Source organism: Planomonospora sp. ID67723 (genome assembly GCF_015711605.1).
Classification (GTDB): domain Bacteria; phylum Actinomycetota; class Actinomycetes; order Streptosporangiales; family Streptosporangiaceae; genus Planomonospora_A.
Window position 1 is genome coordinate 2,599,828 of record NZ_JABTEZ010000001.1, and the last position, 15,756, is coordinate 2,615,583.

A 15,756-nucleotide genomic window follows, 5' to 3' on the forward strand; every position below is an offset into this window, starting at 1 on the left:
ACGGGCTCCCCACAGAGTACGACCAGGGAGGCCCGTTTGTCCCGATACTGGATCCACTCCGCTCCGTCTGACTATCGCGACGACCTGCGGGAGTGCGCCCGCGCCGACCGGTGCGCCAACCCCCGCATCGAGACGGCGGATGGCAAAACGACCAGGCTTCCCGCGCTCACCCCGAGAGCGTTCTGTGACTCCTGCCGGCTCACCATCGCCAAAGCACTATCCGACCTGCCTGAACTGTTCATCCGCGTCCATTCGTGCCTCGACAAGTCCGGCCAGACCTCGGCAGGCCCGGTCGTGTCCGTCTCCAAGTCCGCGCCGGTCCCCGTCTCCCTGCCCGCGGACGAACTACTCCGCCTGGTCCTCGCCGTCCTGGTCTCATGGGAAGAGCGAGTCCGTGCGGTCGCCAACCTGGTGGAGCTCGACACCGACACATCCCGCTACCGGCGGGACGGAGTAGCACTCACGCAGGCGTGGACAACTCTCGCCACCCACCTGGACGTCCTGCTCGCACTCCCTGAGGAGCCGATGATGCGCGCCGTCTCCCTACGTGAGGCCGCCGCCCTCCCGCCCGGCACGAAAGGTCTCGTCCATCGCACCGCGGGCTACGCCGACGTGTTCATGAACCTGTCCGGAGCTGACGCCGGCATCGAGATTCTCAACCTCACCTGGCGATGCCGCTCCTTCTTGACCGACACGCGGCCCAAGCCCCGCCACATGTCCGGCGTCCCCTGCGACTGCGGATTCTGCGACCTGTACGAAGCCCTTGACGACGACGGCCAGTTCGCCGGCGCCACCTGCAAGCGGTGCGGCAACGAGTACACCGGCGACGCATACCGGGACCTCACGAAGGCACAGGAAGCTGTGGTGAAGAAGGCCGGTGCTCGCCGTCGCACCGTCCTCGCCGGAGCAGGCGACGACACGAGGTCTCGCCGCGCATGAGCCGAAACTAGCGTTTCGTCCTATGACCTGTTACAAATGGAGGTGATCGTGGGACTTCTGGCTCTCGGACGACTTGTCGCCGGGGGCCATTCGCATGTCTGGGAGGTGCCCAGCATGCAGGAGAGGTCCGAGCGAATCACCATCGCCGACGCCGCCAAGCGCCTCCGCAAGCCGGAGCCAACTGTCCGCGTCTGGGCATCCCGCTACCGGGCCCGCCGGCTCCTGAAGTACGGCAAAACCGCCTGGTACGACTGGAACGATCTAGCGACGATCGCCCGCTGTCTTCACCTCGGAGATCCCGTACCGGCCACTCCGGAGGCGCGCGACGAACTCCGCGCCTCCCTGCGCCCGGCTGCCTGATTCTCACCCCTTGATCGCGCCCTCCGCTGGAGTGGCGCTGCGCACCGGTTTCTTCCCCGTCACCGGTAGCGCCGTGCGGCCCGGTCCTCCCCTCGGGGGTCCGGAGGATCGGGCCGCACCCCCGACACAGACCCCCTGTGGAGACCCCCATGTTCCTCACCATCGCCTTCGGCATTGTCTACGTCCTCGCCACATGTGTGGCGGGCTGCGGATGTCTCGGCGCGTTCAACTTTCTCCTTGACGAGAGCGACATCGACGTCCGCTGGTGGCACCACGCCCTGGTGTGGCTGGCCAGCGTCGCCGCGCTCGCCGGGCTCATCGCCGTCGCCATCAGCAACCAGTGGATCTGACCCCTCGTTACCCCTCACGCGTCCGGGCGGGCGACAGGTCCACGCCATCAGTCGCCCGCCTGGCACCACACCATTTGAGAGGCCCGCGGCCTCACCCACTACACGGAGGAGGCCGCGACCATGGCCGACGGCGTTTTCAACGTTGCACTCGGAAAGATCGCATATTACGGGGGCCTGCCCGCCACCAACGACGCCCTGATCGCGGTCCTCATTAAGACCTCGGGGCTGCAGGCGGATGCGACGCTCCGGGACCACGACACCCTGTCGGCGCTGCTCGCGGCGAGCAACGACGAGGCCGACGCCACGAACTACGTGCGCAAAACGCTCAGTGGTGTCACGGTGACGGTTGACGACACCAACGAGCGGGTGGATATCGACTGCGATGACCTGACGTACACGAGCCTCGGCGGCGCCAGCAACAACACGCTCAGCAAGATCGTGATCTGCTACGACCCTGACACCACCGGCGGTACCGACGCGGACCTGATCCCGTTGACCCACCACGACATCACCCTGACGACGGACGGCACCACGGTCACCGTCACGATCCCGTCCGGCGGGTTCGCCAGGGCCGCGTAATGGCTGCCTCCGTCCGGTCCGTATCGACGGCGACGGGCACGTCCACGACGATCACCGTAACCAAACCGACCGGAACCGCGTCCGGCGACCTCCTGGTCGCGTCGTTCACGAACGACTTCGGCGCGTTCTCCTCAATCGTCGCTCCCTCCGGGTGGACGGTCCTGGACAGCCTGGACCACGGCAACAACTCGTTGCACACGGTCCTCGCCTACAAAGTCGCCGGTGGCAGTGAGCCCGCCTCCTATGACTGGACGCAGGCTGTAGCGGACGCCGTTGTCATCGTCGTCGCCGTCCAGGGCGCCGACACCACACCCGTCCTCGTTGAGGCGCGTTCCGACAACGCGCCCGGCAGCAGCCACCTGTCCGCGTCGGTCACCCCCACAGGATCCGATGACCTGGAGCTGCGTTTTTGGGGCGGCAACCCGTCCAATGTCTCCGGCGTCACCTGGACACCGCCCGCGGGCTATACGGAGATCGCGGACACTCAGGCGACCACATGGACCTCGGCGTGCGCCGTCTCCAAGCAGTTGTCCTCATCTGCGGCGACGGGCTCCCAGACCGCAACCACGGTCGCGTCGTTCGACTCCGACGCATACACGGTTGCGATCAAGAGTGCTGCGGGTGGCGGAGGAACGGTCACTCTCGGCCGCGCCACCGAGACCGACACCGGCAGGGCGGTCACCCTCTCCAAGACGCTCGCCCTCGGGCGGTCCACGGAGACCGATACCGCCAACCCGGTGACCGTCTCCAAGACGATCACGCTCGGCCAGGCGGTCGACGCGACTACCGCTCGGCCGCTCACGGTCTCCAAGAGCCTGGCGATCGGCAGGGCGTCAGAGACCACCACAGCACAGCCGGTCATCGCCGCCCGTCTCATCGCTCTCGGCCGCGCGACAGAGACGACCACGGCCGGCGCTGTGACCGTCTCCAAGGCCGTGGCGCTCGGTAGGGCTGTCGAGACCTCCACCGCGCAAGCTGTGATCGTCACGAAGGCGCTCAGTGTCGGGCAGGCGTTCACAACGGACACCGCCCGCCCCCTCACCGTCTCGAAGACGGCGCTCCTCGGTAGAGCCACAGAGCAGACCACCGCAATGGCGCTCACCGTCACCGGAGGCGCCCAGCCGGCCGAACTCCCACTCCACCTCGGCGGCTCCGTCATCTACAACGGCTACGGCGGATCACTCGTATAGGAGGGGGCGAGCATGGCGGCCATCGTGAACGTCGACGTCCCCCAGGGCGCCGACACCTACCGGATCTGGCAGATCACCGCCAGCGATACAGCCGTCAACCTCACAACCGCAGACGTCACCGCTGTGATCAAGCCGTCTCCCCACGTGGCAGACAACGCCGCCTCGGCTGTTGCCCTGTCCGAGGGAGACGGCATCACCATCACGTCCGCATCCGAGGGCAAGGTGAGGATCGACATCCCCACCACGATCACCGAGTCTCCCGGAGCCTGGTACTACAAGATCATCCTTGAGATGAGTGGAGACACCGAACCCGCCATCCACGGATGGATCACCATCACGGACACCTGATGGCCAGAGCACTCAAGGTCTGCTCCACACCAGGCTGCCCCACCCTCACAGCAGAGGGCAGATGCGATGAGCACAGGCGAGCAGCAGACAGAGCACGGGGCACAGCCTCACAGCGTGGATACGACAGGGCATGGGAGCGCACACGCAAGGCATACCTCCGCACCCACCCCACATGTGAGTGCGAGGACTGCCTGCCCCTACCGATACACGCCAGGCCCACAGCTACAGACGTAGACCACATCGACGGGCTAGGACCCAAGGGCCCACGAGGTCACGACCCCACCAACCTCAGAGCCATGGCCCACGCCCACCACTCACGCCGTACCGCACGAGACCAACCAGGCGGGTGGGCAGCACAGTGAGCAACACCATCCACCTCACCCCCATCGATGACCTCATAGAGCACGACCTCAACAAGGACTGCATATGCGGCACCGAAGAGCAGCCCGTGCCCCGCAGTGACGGATCCATCGCATGGGTGGTCGTACACCACAGCCTCGATGGACGAGAGCAACACGAGACCACGTGACGCAACGTCACCACACCCCGGGGGATGACCCCCTCCCCGATCTTCACAGCGGACCGCGGGGGAGGTCGCTCGAAGGTGTGAAGGGTTCAGACGTTCTGTCCGGTTACGCAAGGTGACCGGATGCCTGATGCCGCGCAAGGCGGCTGAGGAGTGATCGAATATGGCCCGTGGAGGCGCCCGGAATCGTTCAGGCCCGCAGCCTGACGAGCAGTCCGGCCGGTCGGAACAGCGGGGCGTGGTGTTCACCGCGCTGCCCGCTGAGGGATACCGCGGCGGGGTCCCAGAGTTTCCACTGCCAGACCCGCTCGACCGTGAGATTGAGGTGTGGGAAGAGGCGTGGGCGACGCCTCAGGCCGCGGCGTGGTCGGTGCAGCCGTGGCGGTGGCGCACGGTCGCGATGTGGGTGCGCTGGTCGGTGCGGATGGAAGCTGAGGACGCCTCGGCGGCGCTCGGCAACGTCGTCGTGAGGTTCGCCGACCAGATCGGGCTGACGCCGGCAGGGTTGAAGGAGAACGGCTGGAAGATCGCCGAAGATGACCTTGCCGCCAAACGGCAGGACAAGGACGACGAGCCTGCCGAAGACGCTGAGGATGTGCGGTCGCGGTTCAAGGTCGTGACCAATGGCGCAGGCGGCTGAGAAGTACGTCGTCGACTTCCCGACGCTGTTCATCGTTCCGGCGTGGATCCAGCGCCATTGCATCGTCCCGGACGGATTCAGCAAGGGCCGCCAGTTCCGGATGTACGACTGGCAGCTCTGGTGCACGCTCAACCACTACCGGGTCAAGCCGGGCGCCAAAGCGGTGGACAGGAACGGTGTTCCGACCCGAGGTGCGGCGTTCTTCTACCGGCGATCGCAGATCATCGCCCCTCAGAAGACCGGCAAAGGCCCGTGGTCGGCTTCGATCGTCTGTGCCGAGGCCGTCGGGCCGGTCGTGTTCGCCGGCTGGGCGCAGGGCGGGGAGACATACTCCTGCGCCGATCACGGGTGCGGGTGTGGGTGGGCGTACTCGTATGAGCCTGGCGAGCCGATGGGCACGCCATGGCCGACGCCGCTGATTCAGCTTCTGGCGACGTCTGAGGACCAGGTCGACAACGTCTACCGGCCCTTGCAGTCGATGGCGAAGGGTCCACGGCTGGCGGAGCAGATGAAAGTCCGCGAGGGCTTCATCCGACTGCCGAACGACGGCATCATCGAGGTCGTCACCTCCAGCGCGATGTCCCGCCTCGGCAACCCGCTGATCTTCTGCCTGCAAGACGAGTCGCAGTTGTACAACGCGACGAACAAGCTGGTGAAGGTCGCCGAAACGATGCGGCGCGGCGCGGCCGGCATGGGTGGCCGGTCGATGGAGACGACGAACTGCTTCGACCCGTCTGAGCAGTCGACGGCGCAGCGCACGTTCGAGGGAAAAGCCAAGGACGTTTTCCGGTTCTATGAGCCGCCGCCGGCGAACTGGTCGTTCAAGAACAAGGCCGAGCGGCGGAAGATCCTCCGCTACAACTACGCCGGTTCTCCGCACGCGAGCGTCGACATGATCGAGGCCGAATGTGGCGAGTTGATGGAACTCGACCCGGCGCAGGCGGAGCGCTTCTTCGGCAACAAGATCGTCTACGGTCAGGGTGCATGGTTGGACGGAGACGTCTGGGACGCACGCGCGAGCATCCGGAACGTCCCACCCGGGACACCGGTTGTCCTCGGCTTCGACGGTTCCGACTCCGACGACTGGACAGGCATCCGCGCTGAGACCGCGGACGGCTACCAGTTCACGCCGGCATTCGGCCCCGACGACCAGCCGACGTTCTGGAACCCTGCCGAGCACAACGGCCAGGTGCCGCGGCTCGAAGTCGCTGCCGCAGTGGACGAACTGATGGCCCGATACAAGGTCGTCCGCATGTACTGCGATCCGCCCGACTGGAAGTCCGAGATCGACGGCTGGGTGGAGAAGTACGGAGACAAGGTCGTCGTCCGGTGGGAGACCTACCGGCCCACCCAGATGCACGCTGCTACCCAGCGGCTGCACGTGGACGTGACAAAGGCCGACTCGACCTTTTCCCATGACGGCTGTTCGACGACCGCCACGCACATCAAGAACGCACGGAAAGCACCCCGACCGGGGCAGCGGTACGTGCTGGCCAAACCGTCACAGGGGCAGAAGATCGACCTCGCCGTGTGCTCCGTCCTCGCACACGAGGCCGCGGGCGACTCTTTGGCCGCCGGCCTGTTCACGATCACCGAGTCGATTCTCTACACGGCGTCCTCGACGCGACTACGCAGGAGGTGACCGCGTGGCCGAGATCCAGATGTCCGAGGACGCGATCAAGGCCACGCAGGTCCTCAACCGGCTCGCCGAGGAACTCCACCGCCGGCGGGAGCCGGTTCAGCGGCGCCTGGACTACTACCGCGGCAAGCACAAGCTCTGCTACGCCTCACCGGAGTTCCGGGACTACTTCGCCAACCGGTTTGCTGGGTTTGCTGACAACTGGTGCGCCCCAGTTGTGGCGGTTCCCGCAGAGCGCATGAACGTCCTCGGGATCCGCCTCAATGAGGGCTCCCGGGCGGCGGACAAGGACCTGACACAGGCGTGGAAGGCCGCGGACTGCGAACGCGGCTCCTCTGAGGCGTTCGTGACCATGCTGGCATCCTCGCGCGCGTACTGCCTGGTGTGGAGCGACCCGGAAGAGGACGGCGTCCCTCGGGTGACGTGGGAGCGCCCCGATCAGGCGATCGTCGGCTACGACTCCGACACCGGCCGCCGGTCCGCAGCGTTGAAGCTGTGGGCCGACGACACCATGGAGTACGCCACCCTCTACCAGCCCAAGACCGTGTGGAAGTTCCAGCGGTCAAAGTCCGCCACGACCGGCCTGACCGTGTCGGGGCTGATCGTCCCCTCCGCCGGGCTGGTGAACGCCTCCGCATGGGGCGGCTGGGAACCGCGGCAAGGCAACGACGACGTATGGCCGCTACCGAACCCGCTCGGCCAGGTGCCGATGGTCGAGTTCCGCAGCCAGACGCTGCTGGATGACGACCCGGTCTCCGACATCGACGGCGTCATCGCCATGCAGGACGCCATCAACCTGACATGGGCGTACCTGATGAACGCCCTCGACTACGCGTCACTGCCGCAGCGCATCGTCCTCGGCGCCGACATCCCGAAGGTGCCGGTCCTCAACTCCGATGGGCGAGTCATCGGACAGCGTCCGGTGGAACTCGACACGCTCAACAGCGAGCGCATCATGTGGGTGCCAGGCGAGCATGCCCGGGTCGCACAGTGGTCGCCAGCAGACTTGGCTGCGTACTCAAATGTCATCGAACGCGGTGTGGAGCATGTCGCCGCACAGACCCGGACCCCGCCGCATTATCTGATCGGCAAGCTCGCCAACCTCAGCGCGGAAGCACTGACCGCGGCTGAGTCCGGACTCGTATCGAAGACGGGCGAGCGGATCGTCTACGTCGACTCCTCCGTCCGCGAGGTCTACGCGCTGATGGCACTCGTCCAGGACAACGCCGAGAAAGCCAAGGCTTGCCGGTCCGGGACGGTCGTATGGGCCGACATCCAGTTCCGCGCCTTGGCCCAGAAGGTGGATGCGCTGGTCAAGATGCGGCAGATCGGGTTCCCGCTGGAATGGATCGCTGAACAGTACGGGCTGGAGCCGACCGAGGTCGACCGCGTCATGAAGATGCGAGAGAAGGAAGCCGAATCCGACCCGATGATGCAGGCGCTCAACCCCAAGCCCACCCCGGGCGAGATGGTCGAGGACGAGGCCGAGGAGCCCGTCCCCGCTCAGGTGTAGGCCATGGCGACCGCCGAGCAGGTGGCGCAGGCCCACTACCGGAGGCAGAAGGCGCTCGCCTCCACTGCAGCCGTCGCCGCGGCGCGGCAGTGGGACCTCCTCGACCGGGACCGGCTGACTGAGTCCTGGCAGGCTGGCGTTGGGCCCGCGGTGGTGACAGCGACGACGCAAGCACAGCTCGCCGCCGCACAGCAGGCTCCGGCCTACTTGGAGGAGCTGGCAGAGGCCCAAGGCGGGTCGATCACGGCGCCGCTGCTGATCGCGTCCACGTTCGCAGGGGTCGCCTCGGACGGCCGGCCGCTGGCGTCGCTGCTCTTCCTGCCGGTCCTGCTGGTAAAGAGCCTCCTACGGGATGGGATTAGCCTCCTGGAGGCATTCAGGCGGGGGCGGTCCATGCTGACCCTGCTGACCTCTACGCAGGTCGCTGACGCGGGTCGAGCCGCTGTGAGTGTTGGCATGACCACTGAACGCCGGTGGGTGACTTACATCCGGACGGTGACGCTCCCGGCATGCGGGCGGTGCATCATCCTCGCCGGCAAGGAGTACTCATGGTCCACCGGGTTCCTTCGTCACCCGCGGTGTGACTGCGGCATGACCCCGAGGTTCAACACCGACTCGTCGCCGCTCCCGCCTAACCCTGCCGAGCTGTTTCGCAACATGACTCCGGAACAGCAGAACAAGGCGTTCACCAACGCTGGCGCGGCGGCGATCCGGGACGGTGCGGACATCGGCCAGGTCGTCAACGCCCGCCGTGGTATGACGACCGCCGCGGGCCGGTCGATCACCACCGAAGGCACCACCGTTCGAGGTCTGGCCGGGCGCAGGCTCGGCGAGCTGAAGAAGCAGCGCGGCGAGCGGTACCGACGCAGCCAGATCCCGCGCCCGACTCCAGAGCAGATCTACAAGGACGCCGCCGGAGACCGGGAGCTGGCTATCCAGCTACTCAAACGCTTCGCGTACATCGTCTGACCTGGCGCAACGCCAGGTTCTACCCCCACCCGCAACGGGAGATTCGCATGTCCCTGATTGACCTTCCCGTCCACCCGTTCACTGGACTCACGGCTCTCGGGCTGCGCCGCAATGGCGACCCCATCTGGCCGATCCTGGGCGGCTCCGAAGACGCCGACGATGTCGAGGAGACCGAGGAGACCGAGTCTGAGGACACCGAGACCAGTGAAGAGCCGGACGACGAGGACAAGCCCCTCGGTCCCGCCGGCGAGAAGGCGCTGCAGGCGGAGAAGGACAAGCGTAAAGCCGCTGCAGAGAAGGCTCGCGTAGAGAAGGCCCGCGCTGACGCGGCAGAGGCCGAGTTGGCGAAGCTTCGCCGCGCTGCCGAGCGGGCCAAGCCCAAGGCCGCAGACAAGGACGCCGACGAGGCTCCGGACCCGGAGGAGATTCGCCGGGAGGCCGAGCAGTCCGCGCTTGCCCGCGCGAACGAGCGGATCATCCGTGCGGAGATCCGTGCCGCCGCGGCCGGCAAGTTGAACGACCCCCGTGACGCACTGAGCTTCCTCGACCTGTCCAAGTTCGAGGTGGACGCCGACGGAAACGTCGACGCCGATGAGGTCGCCGACGCGATCGAAGACCTCCTGAAGAACAAGCCCTACCTGGCTGTGCCCGCGCAAGGCGATGGCAAGCGATTCAAGGGCTCCGGCGACGGCGGCGCAAAGCCATCCAAGCCGACCCGTCCCAAGAGCCTCTCCGAGGCCGTCACTAAGGCGCTTTCGCCTTCCTAATTAGGAGAGTTACATGCCTGTCACTCTTGCGCAGGCGCAGATCAACTCCGCCGATGACATCAACTACTCCGTCATCGACAACCTGCGCCGGTACTCGTGGCTGCTCGACCAGATCGTCTTCGATGACACCGTCACCCCCGGTACGGGAGGCGGGTCCCTGACCTACGGCTACACCCGCCTGACCGCGGCCCGCGATGCCGCGTTCCGTGGCTACAACCAGGAGTACACGGCGTCGGCTGCGACCCGCGCTCGCTACACCGTCGACCTGAAGCCCCTCGGCGGCGCCTTCAGTATCGACCGGTCGCTGGCGAGGCTCGGCCAGGCCGCGACCAACGAAGTCGCGTTCCAGATGCAGCAGCTCCTCACCTCGGTGCGGATGAAATTCCAGCACGAGCTGATCAACGGCGACACCGCCGTGGACGACAACGGCTTCGACGGCCTGGACAAGATCCTCACCGGCACCGCCACCGAGTACGACCCGCTGGACAACGGCGTCACCGCCGGCTACCTCGACTGGTCGATCGCCACGATCAACACCCAGGCCGAGGCCATGGAGGCGCTCGCCCGCCTGGACGAGTTCCTGTCCGGCATCGTCCCGTCCACCACCGGCGGCGGCGACCTGGGAGCCCCCGGCGCTCTGCCGCCCGGCGTCAAGGCGCTGCTCGGCAACACGCAGCTCATCTCCCGCATCCGCTCCATCGCCCGGTGGGCCGGCATGTACACCGCCGAGAAGGACGACCTCGGCCGCCAGGTCGAGTCCTACGGCCCGTGGCGGCTGGTGGACATCGGCGACAACGCCACCGGCTCCGGCCCGATCATCTCCACCTACTCGGCCGACGCCGACGAGGGCGGCGGCGGCTCGACCATCACCAACCTCACCGACCTGTACGCCGTCTCGTTCGGCCTGGACAGTTTTCATGGCGCGAGCATGGCCGGCGTGCCGCTCGTCCAGACGTGGATGCCGGACTTCAGCACCGCCGGCGCGGTCAAGTCCGGCGAGATCGAGATGGGCCCGGTCGCCTGCGTGCTCCGCAACACCAAGAGCTGCGGCGTCATCCGAAAGATCAAGGTCTGACCGTGCGGTACCAGGTCACCGCCCCCGAAGAGGGGTTCAGCGGTGAGATCGGCGGGGTCACGTTCGCCAAGGGCGTGGCCACCGCCGACAGCACCGCCCACCGGGCCGCGCTGGCGTACTTCCGCCGGCGCGGGTTCCCAGTCACTCCCGTCCAGCCGCCCGCGCCCGCGGTCGAGCCCGAGAAGAAGCCCAGCCGCCGCGGCGGCGCAAACGCCAAGGAGGACCAGTGACGGTCCACGGACGCTACCCGCGTACCCTCGCCGATTCGCCGGTCTTCGACTGGCCGTACAACGCCCTGCCCGGCGTGGACCAGGACACGTTCGTCCGCACCAACATCCCGGTCTACTCCTGCACCAGCGACCTGGCCGCGACCGGCACCAGCGTCGCGATCGGCACCCGCGTGTTCCTGCGCAAGGGCGACGTCGTCACCAGCCTGACCTTCGTCAGCGGCAACACCGCGGCGGCGACGCTCACCGCGTGGGCACACGCCCTCTACGACCCGGACGGCACTCTCCTGTCGCAGACCGCCGACCAGGGCAGCGCGGCATGGGCCGCGAACACCGCCAAGAAGCTGGCCCTGTCCGAGGCGCAGACCATCGAGGAGGACGGCTGGTACATCGCCGCGACCTCCACCACCGCCACCACCGTGCAGACGCTCATTGGTGCTGCGCCGATCGTCACCGCCACCGCGGGCGTGCACACCGGCTCGCTCGCGCTCGGGTTCACGTTCGGGTCCTCGCTGGCCGGAACCTTCCCCGCGGCGGCCGGCACGCTGACCGGCGTGGCCAAGTGCCCGCTGGTCATCGTCTCCTAGGAGGCACCTGATGGCCTCGCTCGCCTCCCAAGCCGACGCGGCCCGGTACGGCTACAGCCTGCCCTCGGGGCAGGAGGAAGCAATGCTGGCCCGCGCTACGGCCCGGGTGCGGCGGGCCGCAGGACAGCAGATCACCTCCACCACCTCCACCGTCCGCCTCCCCGTGGACGGTGGAGTGGTCACCCTCCCCGGTGCGCCAATCACCGCAGTCACCACCATCGAGAAACTCGCTGCCGACGGCGGAGACGAGATCACCGACTGGGAGTGGGACGGCCGCGACCGCGTCACCTGCGTGGCCTGGTACAAAGACGTCAACGTCACCTACACCCACGGACTGGCCACCGTCCCCGAGGAACTGATCGAGCTGGTGTGCGCCATCGCAGCCCGGCTCGGCACCTCCACCGGCGGAGGCATGGAGACCGGAGTCCGCTCCGAGCAGATCGACGACTACTCCGTCACCTACGCCTCCGACGCACTGGAGACCGCCTCCGGGCTGCTGCCCGGCGAGGAGGCGCAGCTACGCGCCTTCCTCGGGGATCCGCCGTCGGCGTACGCGGTGCGGGTCCGCCCGTCCGCGGTGGCCACCTCCACTTGGTATTGGGGGTGCGGCTACCGGTGAGCGTCGAAGGAGTCCTCTCCCGCGGCCGGATCGCGGCCGAGCAGCTCATGCGCGACACCTGCACGGTAGAGCGCAGAGACGGCGACCCGGCCCTGGATGAGGAGACTGGCGAACTCACGCAGGCGTGGGAGACCGTGTACACGGGTGCGTGCAGGGTCAAGCCCCGCTCTCCGCGTGAGGCGGAGTGGGGTGAGCACGAGGTGACCCTGCACCAGTACACGGTCGTCCTGCCGTGGGACGCGACACCGGAGATCCGGCGGGAGGACCGTCTCACCGTCACCGCGTCCGATGATGCGTGGCTGGAAGACCGGCCGCTGGAGGTCATCGCGATCGGCCTCAACGGCACGAGCACGGCGCGGCGGATCCTCGTCGAGGACAAGGAGGGCTGATGGCCGATATCGACGCCACCGAGCTCTACAGCCTCATCGGCGTGTTCGAGAATGCCAAGCAGGATGCGGCTCGCCGCACCTACCCGGTGGTGAAAGAGCACGCCCAAGCTCTGCGGGACCAGTGGCGGGATAATGCCCGCCAGTCCGCAGGCCGGCACGGACGCCACTACCCGAGGGCGATCACCGCCGAGCAGATGGCGTCGTCGGCGGACATCGAGTGGGAGGTCGGGCCGGAGTCCCGTCTCCCGCAGGGCGGCATGGGGCGCGGGTTCGAGTTCGGCAGCGTGAATCAGCCGCCGCACCTGGACGGGATGCAGGCTGCGAACGCGCAGGAGCCGAAGCTCCTCAAGGCCCTCGACGACATCGCTCGGGGGTTGCTGTGACGCTCGCGTCCAGCCCGCTCGTCACCGCGCTGATCACGCTCATGCAGGCTGGTGTTCCCGCGGCCCGCAAGGTGTACCTCGCGCAGGCTGCTACGGGGGCGGAGCCCGCGTACGCGGTCGTCTACCCGAACTCCGGCATGAAGTCGGCGTTCCACCGAGACCTGCTCAACGCGGGGCCGACTGACTTGCTCTACCAGGTCACTTGCGTCGGCTCCACCCCGGAGCAGGCGGCGTGGATGGCCGACAAGATGACCGCCGCACTCCTCGGCTCCGTCCCGACCGTGTCCGGCCGCCGCGTGTGGCCAGCCATTCAGCAGGGCTCGCAGCCGGTCCGCCGGGATGACGAGTCCGAGGTCTTATTCATCGCCACGTCGCAGTGGCTCACCCGGAGCGACCCCGCCTAACCCGCTCCGTACCTGTTCCTAGCCCGCCAGCGTGCGGGCTTTTTTCATGCCCTGAGGAGAGCCCGCATGGCTACCTACACCGCTGAGGCGATCACCTCGGCCGGCACGACCTTCACCAGCAGGTCGGCCGCTTCCGGAGACAAGATCACCCCAGACACGAACGTGTGGATCGAAGTGACCAACGGGTCCGGATCCTCGATGACCGTCACCATCGCAGCGCCCGGCACCACCAGGTATGGCCAGGCCAATCCGGATCCGGTCTACACCGTCGCCAACGGCGCCACGAAGGCGATCCCCATGTACGCGGATTATGTCGATCCGTCGGACGGCCTGATCGCCCTGACGTGGAGCGCGACGACGTCGGTGACCTTCACGGTGAAGCGGATCTGATCCATGGACAAGATCCGCATGCGCGACCCATACGAGCGTGAGTTCGAGATCAGTCCCCGGATGCTGCCGTTCTGGCAGCACCGCGAGGGCTACACGGTCCTCGACCCAGTCTCCGAGCTCGGCGAGACCTCAGACCCCCAGCCGGCCACCACGCCCGGCACCTCTCAGTCCAGCAAGAAGGCGGCGTCTCGGCCTGCCTCGGAAGACAAGGAGTAGCAGGCCATGGGCAAGCGCCTGAGCGACGGAAACACCAAGGTCACATTCGTCTCCACCATCGCGAACATCAACGCGCCAACCGTGGCGGAGCTGACCGACTCCGGCAACATCACCTGCGAAAACACCATCACTGCTGATGGCCTGAAGATCGGCATCGAGCAGGGTGCCGTCACCGGTGACACGCTGGCTTCCACGCAGACGTTCGAAGGGCCTGGCCGGACCAAGGCGGGCATCGACCTGACGTTCTTCCGGGACTCCTCCGCGGCCTCCGACCGCATGTGGTCCGACATGACCAACGGCACTGACGGCTACCTCGTCGTCCGCCGCGGTGTCGCCGCTGCGACCGCTTACTCGGCTGGCCAGAAGGTGGCCGTCTACACCGTCACCTGTGGAGAGCCCAGCGAGCTGGCGCCGGAGGCGGAGACCTACGACCGCGCCATGATCAAGCTCTTCCCGTCGGGCACCTACACGCGAGAGGCCACGGTGGCTGCCTGATGAGCGCCAGGACCCCCGATATCTCTGACATTCTCGGCCAGATCCAACGGCCCGAAAAGACCGTTCCGATCTGCCTGCGGGGCGACCTACAGGCAGAGTTTGAGGAGTTGGAGCGTGCTCTGAAAGCCGCCCGCGATCGGCCCTCTGAGGGCACGCTCGCGGGCGGTGGTGCGGAGGCTGCGGCTGTCGCCCAACAGATCATGGACCTGCAGGAGCAGATGCGGGAGCACACGACAGTGTTCCGGTTCCGCGGACTGTCGTCCAAGGGGTACAGCGATCTCGTCGCGCAGCATCCGCCGACCGATGAGGACAAAGAGAAGAACCAGGACACGAACTGGGCGACGTTTACGCCGGCCCTGGTGGCGGCATGTGCGGTCTCCCCGACCATGACGGTTGAGGATGCCGGGCAACTCGCTGACGCCCTCACGCAGGCGCAGTGGGATGCGCTGGCCATGGCCGCGTTCAGCGTAAACAAGAGGGACATTGACATCCCTTTCTCGTTCGCCGCCTCCGCAGTGCTCCAGAACTCCAAGAAGAACTCGAAGTAGCCGCTGCGTGGGGCGTCCCGCGCAGCGAGCTACTCGGCAGGCAGGCGCAGGCGGTAACGGAGTACGTGTACGAGGGCGGGCTACTCGTCCGGGCGGTGACGACGTGGGAGCCGCGCTGGCTGGATGAGGACCTGTGGTGGGCTCGCGCGTACCTGCAGGAGCGGGCAGACCGATGTCCCGGGTGCACCCTGCCACTGTCGGAGACTACGGCGATGCGTGACGGGGATCCGGTCCACGTCTACGAGGTGCCGCCTCCACGGCGCTGCCACGCCTGCGACGCGACAATCCGCGCCCAGGACGAGCACACGAAAAAGGGCACCATCCGCGAGCGGGCACTGATGTGGATCGTCAAGCGGATCTCCTAGCGGATCGCCTGCGTGAGCACGGTATACAGCCCAGCCAACAGGATCACCGCGACGCACAAAATGAGGATCTTCGCTGGCCAGCCCTTGAAGTGCGTCCACCACTCACGGACGGTCTTCGGGTCGCCGGGGCCACCCTCGCGGTTGTCGGCGTTGCGGAGCATGCGCTTTTCCTCTCGCTGCAGATGGACCCCGATTCGCCCGTGAGCATGACACGCCTTGACGCCCTGGCGCGGCCGAA

The 15,756-nt window shown here is 67.1% G+C and carries 24 protein-coding genes; 23 read left to right on the forward strand and 1 reads right to left on the reverse strand.

What is annotated here, in order from left to right; translation table 11 throughout:
- The first annotated feature begins 36 nt into the window (after nucleotides 1–36).
- The 23 genes from HS041_RS12240 (at nucleotide 37) to HS041_RS12350 (ending at nucleotide 15,518) form a co-directional block, all read left to right on the forward strand.
- Nucleotides 37–939, forward strand: a complete 903-nt coding sequence (locus HS041_RS12240) for a hypothetical protein (protein ID WP_196440584.1) — start codon at nucleotides 37–39, stop codon at nucleotides 937–939.
- A gap of 48 nt (nucleotides 940–987) precedes the next feature.
- Nucleotides 988–1,299, forward strand: a complete 312-nt coding sequence (locus HS041_RS12245) for a hypothetical protein (protein ID WP_196440585.1) — start codon at nucleotides 988–990, stop codon at nucleotides 1,297–1,299.
- 149 nt (nucleotides 1,300–1,448) lie between these two features.
- Nucleotides 1,449–1,649, forward strand: coding sequence for a hypothetical protein (locus tag HS041_RS12250; protein WP_196440586.1), 201 nt, complete (start codon nucleotides 1,449–1,451; stop codon nucleotides 1,647–1,649).
- A 120-nt stretch (nucleotides 1,650–1,769) separates the two neighbouring features.
- Complete coding sequence (locus HS041_RS12255) at nucleotides 1,770–2,228, forward strand: hypothetical protein (RefSeq protein ID WP_196440587.1); 459 nt, start codon at nucleotides 1,770–1,772, stop codon at nucleotides 2,226–2,228.
- Complete coding sequence (locus tag HS041_RS12260) at nucleotides 2,228–3,418, forward strand: hypothetical protein (protein WP_196440588.1); 1,191 nt, start codon at nucleotides 2,228–2,230, stop codon at nucleotides 3,416–3,418. The genes HS041_RS12255 and HS041_RS12260 overlap by 1 nt, the downstream gene beginning before the upstream one ends.
- 12 nt (nucleotides 3,419–3,430) lie before the next feature.
- The gene (locus HS041_RS12265) at nucleotides 3,431–3,766 is read left to right on the forward strand and encodes a hypothetical protein (RefSeq protein WP_196440589.1); all 336 of its coding nucleotides are present in this window, start codon (nucleotides 3,431–3,433) and stop codon (nucleotides 3,764–3,766) included.
- 764 nt (nucleotides 3,767–4,530) lie between these two features.
- A complete protein-coding gene (locus HS041_RS12270) occupies nucleotides 4,531–4,932 on the forward strand; it encodes a hypothetical protein (RefSeq protein ID WP_196440590.1) in 402 nt (133 codons plus the stop codon).
- Nucleotides 4,916–6,574: a hypothetical protein gene (locus HS041_RS12275; RefSeq protein ID WP_196440591.1), complete on the forward strand. Its 1,659-nt coding sequence runs from the start codon at nucleotides 4,916–4,918 to the stop codon at nucleotides 6,572–6,574. Before HS041_RS12270 ends, HS041_RS12275 begins: the two co-directional genes overlap by 17 nt.
- Before the next feature lie 4 nt (nucleotides 6,575–6,578).
- On the forward strand, nucleotides 6,579–8,084 hold the full coding sequence (locus HS041_RS12280; protein ID WP_196440592.1) for a phage portal protein: 1,506 nt from the start codon (nucleotides 6,579–6,581) through the stop codon (nucleotides 8,082–8,084).
- Between the two features lie 3 nt (nucleotides 8,085–8,087).
- The gene (locus HS041_RS12285; protein ID WP_196440593.1) at nucleotides 8,088–9,053 is read left to right on the forward strand and encodes a VG15 protein; all 966 of its coding nucleotides are present in this window, start codon (nucleotides 8,088–8,090) and stop codon (nucleotides 9,051–9,053) included.
- A 47-nt stretch (nucleotides 9,054–9,100) separates the two neighbouring features.
- A complete protein-coding gene (locus tag HS041_RS12290; protein WP_196440594.1) occupies nucleotides 9,101–9,820 on the forward strand; it encodes a hypothetical protein in 720 nt (239 codons plus the stop codon).
- A 13-nt stretch (nucleotides 9,821–9,833) separates the two neighbouring features.
- Nucleotides 9,834–10,895 (forward strand): major capsid protein, encoded by a 1,062-nt coding sequence (locus HS041_RS12295; protein WP_196440595.1) that lies wholly within the window; start codon nucleotides 9,834–9,836, stop codon nucleotides 10,893–10,895.
- 2 nt (nucleotides 10,896–10,897) lie between these two features.
- Entirely contained in the window at nucleotides 10,898–11,125 is a 228-nt protein-coding gene (locus HS041_RS12300) for a hypothetical protein (protein ID WP_196440596.1), read from the forward strand.
- Nucleotides 11,122–11,709: a hypothetical protein gene (locus tag HS041_RS12305; RefSeq protein WP_196440597.1), complete on the forward strand. Its 588-nt coding sequence runs from the start codon at nucleotides 11,122–11,124 to the stop codon at nucleotides 11,707–11,709. Before HS041_RS12300 ends, HS041_RS12305 begins: the two co-directional genes overlap by 4 nt.
- Nucleotides 11,710–11,719: 10 nt before the next feature.
- Nucleotides 11,720–12,328 carry a hypothetical protein gene (locus HS041_RS12310; protein ID WP_196440598.1) on the forward strand — a complete coding sequence of 203 codons (609 nt, stop codon included), beginning with the start codon at nucleotides 11,720–11,722 and terminating at the stop codon, nucleotides 12,326–12,328.
- A complete protein-coding gene (locus HS041_RS12315) occupies nucleotides 12,325–12,717 on the forward strand; it encodes a DUF6093 family protein (RefSeq protein ID WP_196440599.1) in 393 nt (130 codons plus the stop codon). The genes HS041_RS12310 and HS041_RS12315 overlap by 4 nt, the downstream gene beginning before the upstream one ends.
- Nucleotides 12,717–13,100, forward strand: a complete 384-nt coding sequence (locus HS041_RS12320) for a hypothetical protein (protein WP_196440600.1) — start codon at nucleotides 12,717–12,719, stop codon at nucleotides 13,098–13,100. Before HS041_RS12315 ends, HS041_RS12320 begins: the two co-directional genes overlap by 1 nt.
- Complete coding sequence (locus HS041_RS12325) at nucleotides 13,097–13,504, forward strand: hypothetical protein (protein WP_196440601.1); 408 nt, start codon at nucleotides 13,097–13,099, stop codon at nucleotides 13,502–13,504. The genes HS041_RS12320 and HS041_RS12325 overlap by 4 nt, the downstream gene beginning before the upstream one ends.
- Nucleotides 13,505–13,570: 66 nt before the next feature.
- A complete protein-coding gene (locus tag HS041_RS12330) occupies nucleotides 13,571–13,894 on the forward strand; it encodes a hypothetical protein (RefSeq protein WP_196440602.1) in 324 nt (107 codons plus the stop codon).
- A 3-nt stretch (nucleotides 13,895–13,897) separates the two neighbouring features.
- Complete coding sequence (locus HS041_RS12335) at nucleotides 13,898–14,110, forward strand: hypothetical protein (RefSeq protein ID WP_196440603.1); 213 nt, start codon at nucleotides 13,898–13,900, stop codon at nucleotides 14,108–14,110.
- A gap of 6 nt (nucleotides 14,111–14,116) precedes the next feature.
- Entirely contained in the window at nucleotides 14,117–14,605 is a 489-nt protein-coding gene (locus tag HS041_RS12340; RefSeq protein ID WP_196440604.1) for a phage tail tube protein, read from the forward strand.
- Nucleotides 14,605–15,153 carry a hypothetical protein gene (locus HS041_RS12345; protein ID WP_196440605.1) on the forward strand — a complete coding sequence of 183 codons (549 nt, stop codon included), beginning with the start codon at nucleotides 14,605–14,607 and terminating at the stop codon, nucleotides 15,151–15,153. Before HS041_RS12340 ends, HS041_RS12345 begins: the two co-directional genes overlap by 1 nt.
- Before the next feature lie 212 nt (nucleotides 15,154–15,365).
- Complete coding sequence (locus HS041_RS12350; protein WP_196440606.1) at nucleotides 15,366–15,518, forward strand: hypothetical protein; 153 nt, start codon at nucleotides 15,366–15,368, stop codon at nucleotides 15,516–15,518.
- On the opposite strand, the gene HS041_RS12355 is transcribed toward HS041_RS12350, so the two are convergent.
- On the reverse strand, nucleotides 15,515–15,679 hold the full coding sequence (locus HS041_RS12355) for a hypothetical protein (RefSeq protein WP_196440607.1): 165 nt from the start codon (nucleotides 15,677–15,679) through the stop codon (nucleotides 15,515–15,517). The genes HS041_RS12350 and HS041_RS12355 overlap by 4 nt on opposite strands.
- Nucleotides 15,680–15,756 lie beyond the last annotated feature (77 nt).

Bases quoted from the DNA above. Each gene is read 5' to 3' on its own strand.
- HS041_RS12250 (WP_196440586.1), top strand. From the start codon at position 1,449: ATGTTCCTCACCATCGCCTTCGGCATTGTCTACGTCCTCGCCACATGT.
- HS041_RS12255 (WP_196440587.1), top strand. From the start codon at position 1,770: ATGGCCGACGGCGTTTTCAACGTTGCACTCGGAAAGATCGCATATTAC.
- HS041_RS12260 (WP_196440588.1), top strand. From the start codon at position 2,228: ATGGCTGCCTCCGTCCGGTCCGTATCGACGGCGACGGGCACGTCCACG.
- HS041_RS12265 (WP_196440589.1), top strand. From the start codon at position 3,431: ATGGCGGCCATCGTGAACGTCGACGTCCCCCAGGGCGCCGACACCTAC.
- HS041_RS12275 (WP_196440591.1), top strand. From the start codon at position 4,916: ATGGCGCAGGCGGCTGAGAAGTACGTCGTCGACTTCCCGACGCTGTTC.
- HS041_RS12285 (WP_196440593.1), top strand. From the start codon at position 8,088: ATGGCGACCGCCGAGCAGGTGGCGCAGGCCCACTACCGGAGGCAGAAG.
- HS041_RS12290 (WP_196440594.1), top strand. From the start codon at position 9,101: ATGTCCCTGATTGACCTTCCCGTCCACCCGTTCACTGGACTCACGGCT.
- HS041_RS12295 (WP_196440595.1), top strand. From the start codon at position 9,834: ATGCCTGTCACTCTTGCGCAGGCGCAGATCAACTCCGCCGATGACATC.
- HS041_RS12310 (WP_196440598.1), top strand. From the start codon at position 11,720: ATGGCCTCGCTCGCCTCCCAAGCCGACGCGGCCCGGTACGGCTACAGC.
- HS041_RS12320 (WP_196440600.1), top strand. From the start codon at position 12,717: ATGGCCGATATCGACGCCACCGAGCTCTACAGCCTCATCGGCGTGTTC.
- HS041_RS12330 (WP_196440602.1), top strand. From the start codon at position 13,571: ATGGCTACCTACACCGCTGAGGCGATCACCTCGGCCGGCACGACCTTC.
- HS041_RS12335 (WP_196440603.1), top strand. From the start codon at position 13,898: ATGGACAAGATCCGCATGCGCGACCCATACGAGCGTGAGTTCGAGATC.
- HS041_RS12340 (WP_196440604.1), top strand. From the start codon at position 14,117: ATGGGCAAGCGCCTGAGCGACGGAAACACCAAGGTCACATTCGTCTCC.
- HS041_RS12345 (WP_196440605.1), top strand. From the start codon at position 14,605: ATGAGCGCCAGGACCCCCGATATCTCTGACATTCTCGGCCAGATCCAA.
- HS041_RS12350 (WP_196440606.1), top strand. From the start codon at position 15,366: ATGCGTGACGGGGATCCGGTCCACGTCTACGAGGTGCCGCCTCCACGG.
- HS041_RS12355 (WP_196440607.1), bottom strand. From the start codon at position 15,679: ATGCTCCGCAACGCCGACAACCGCGAGGGTGGCCCCGGCGACCCGAAG.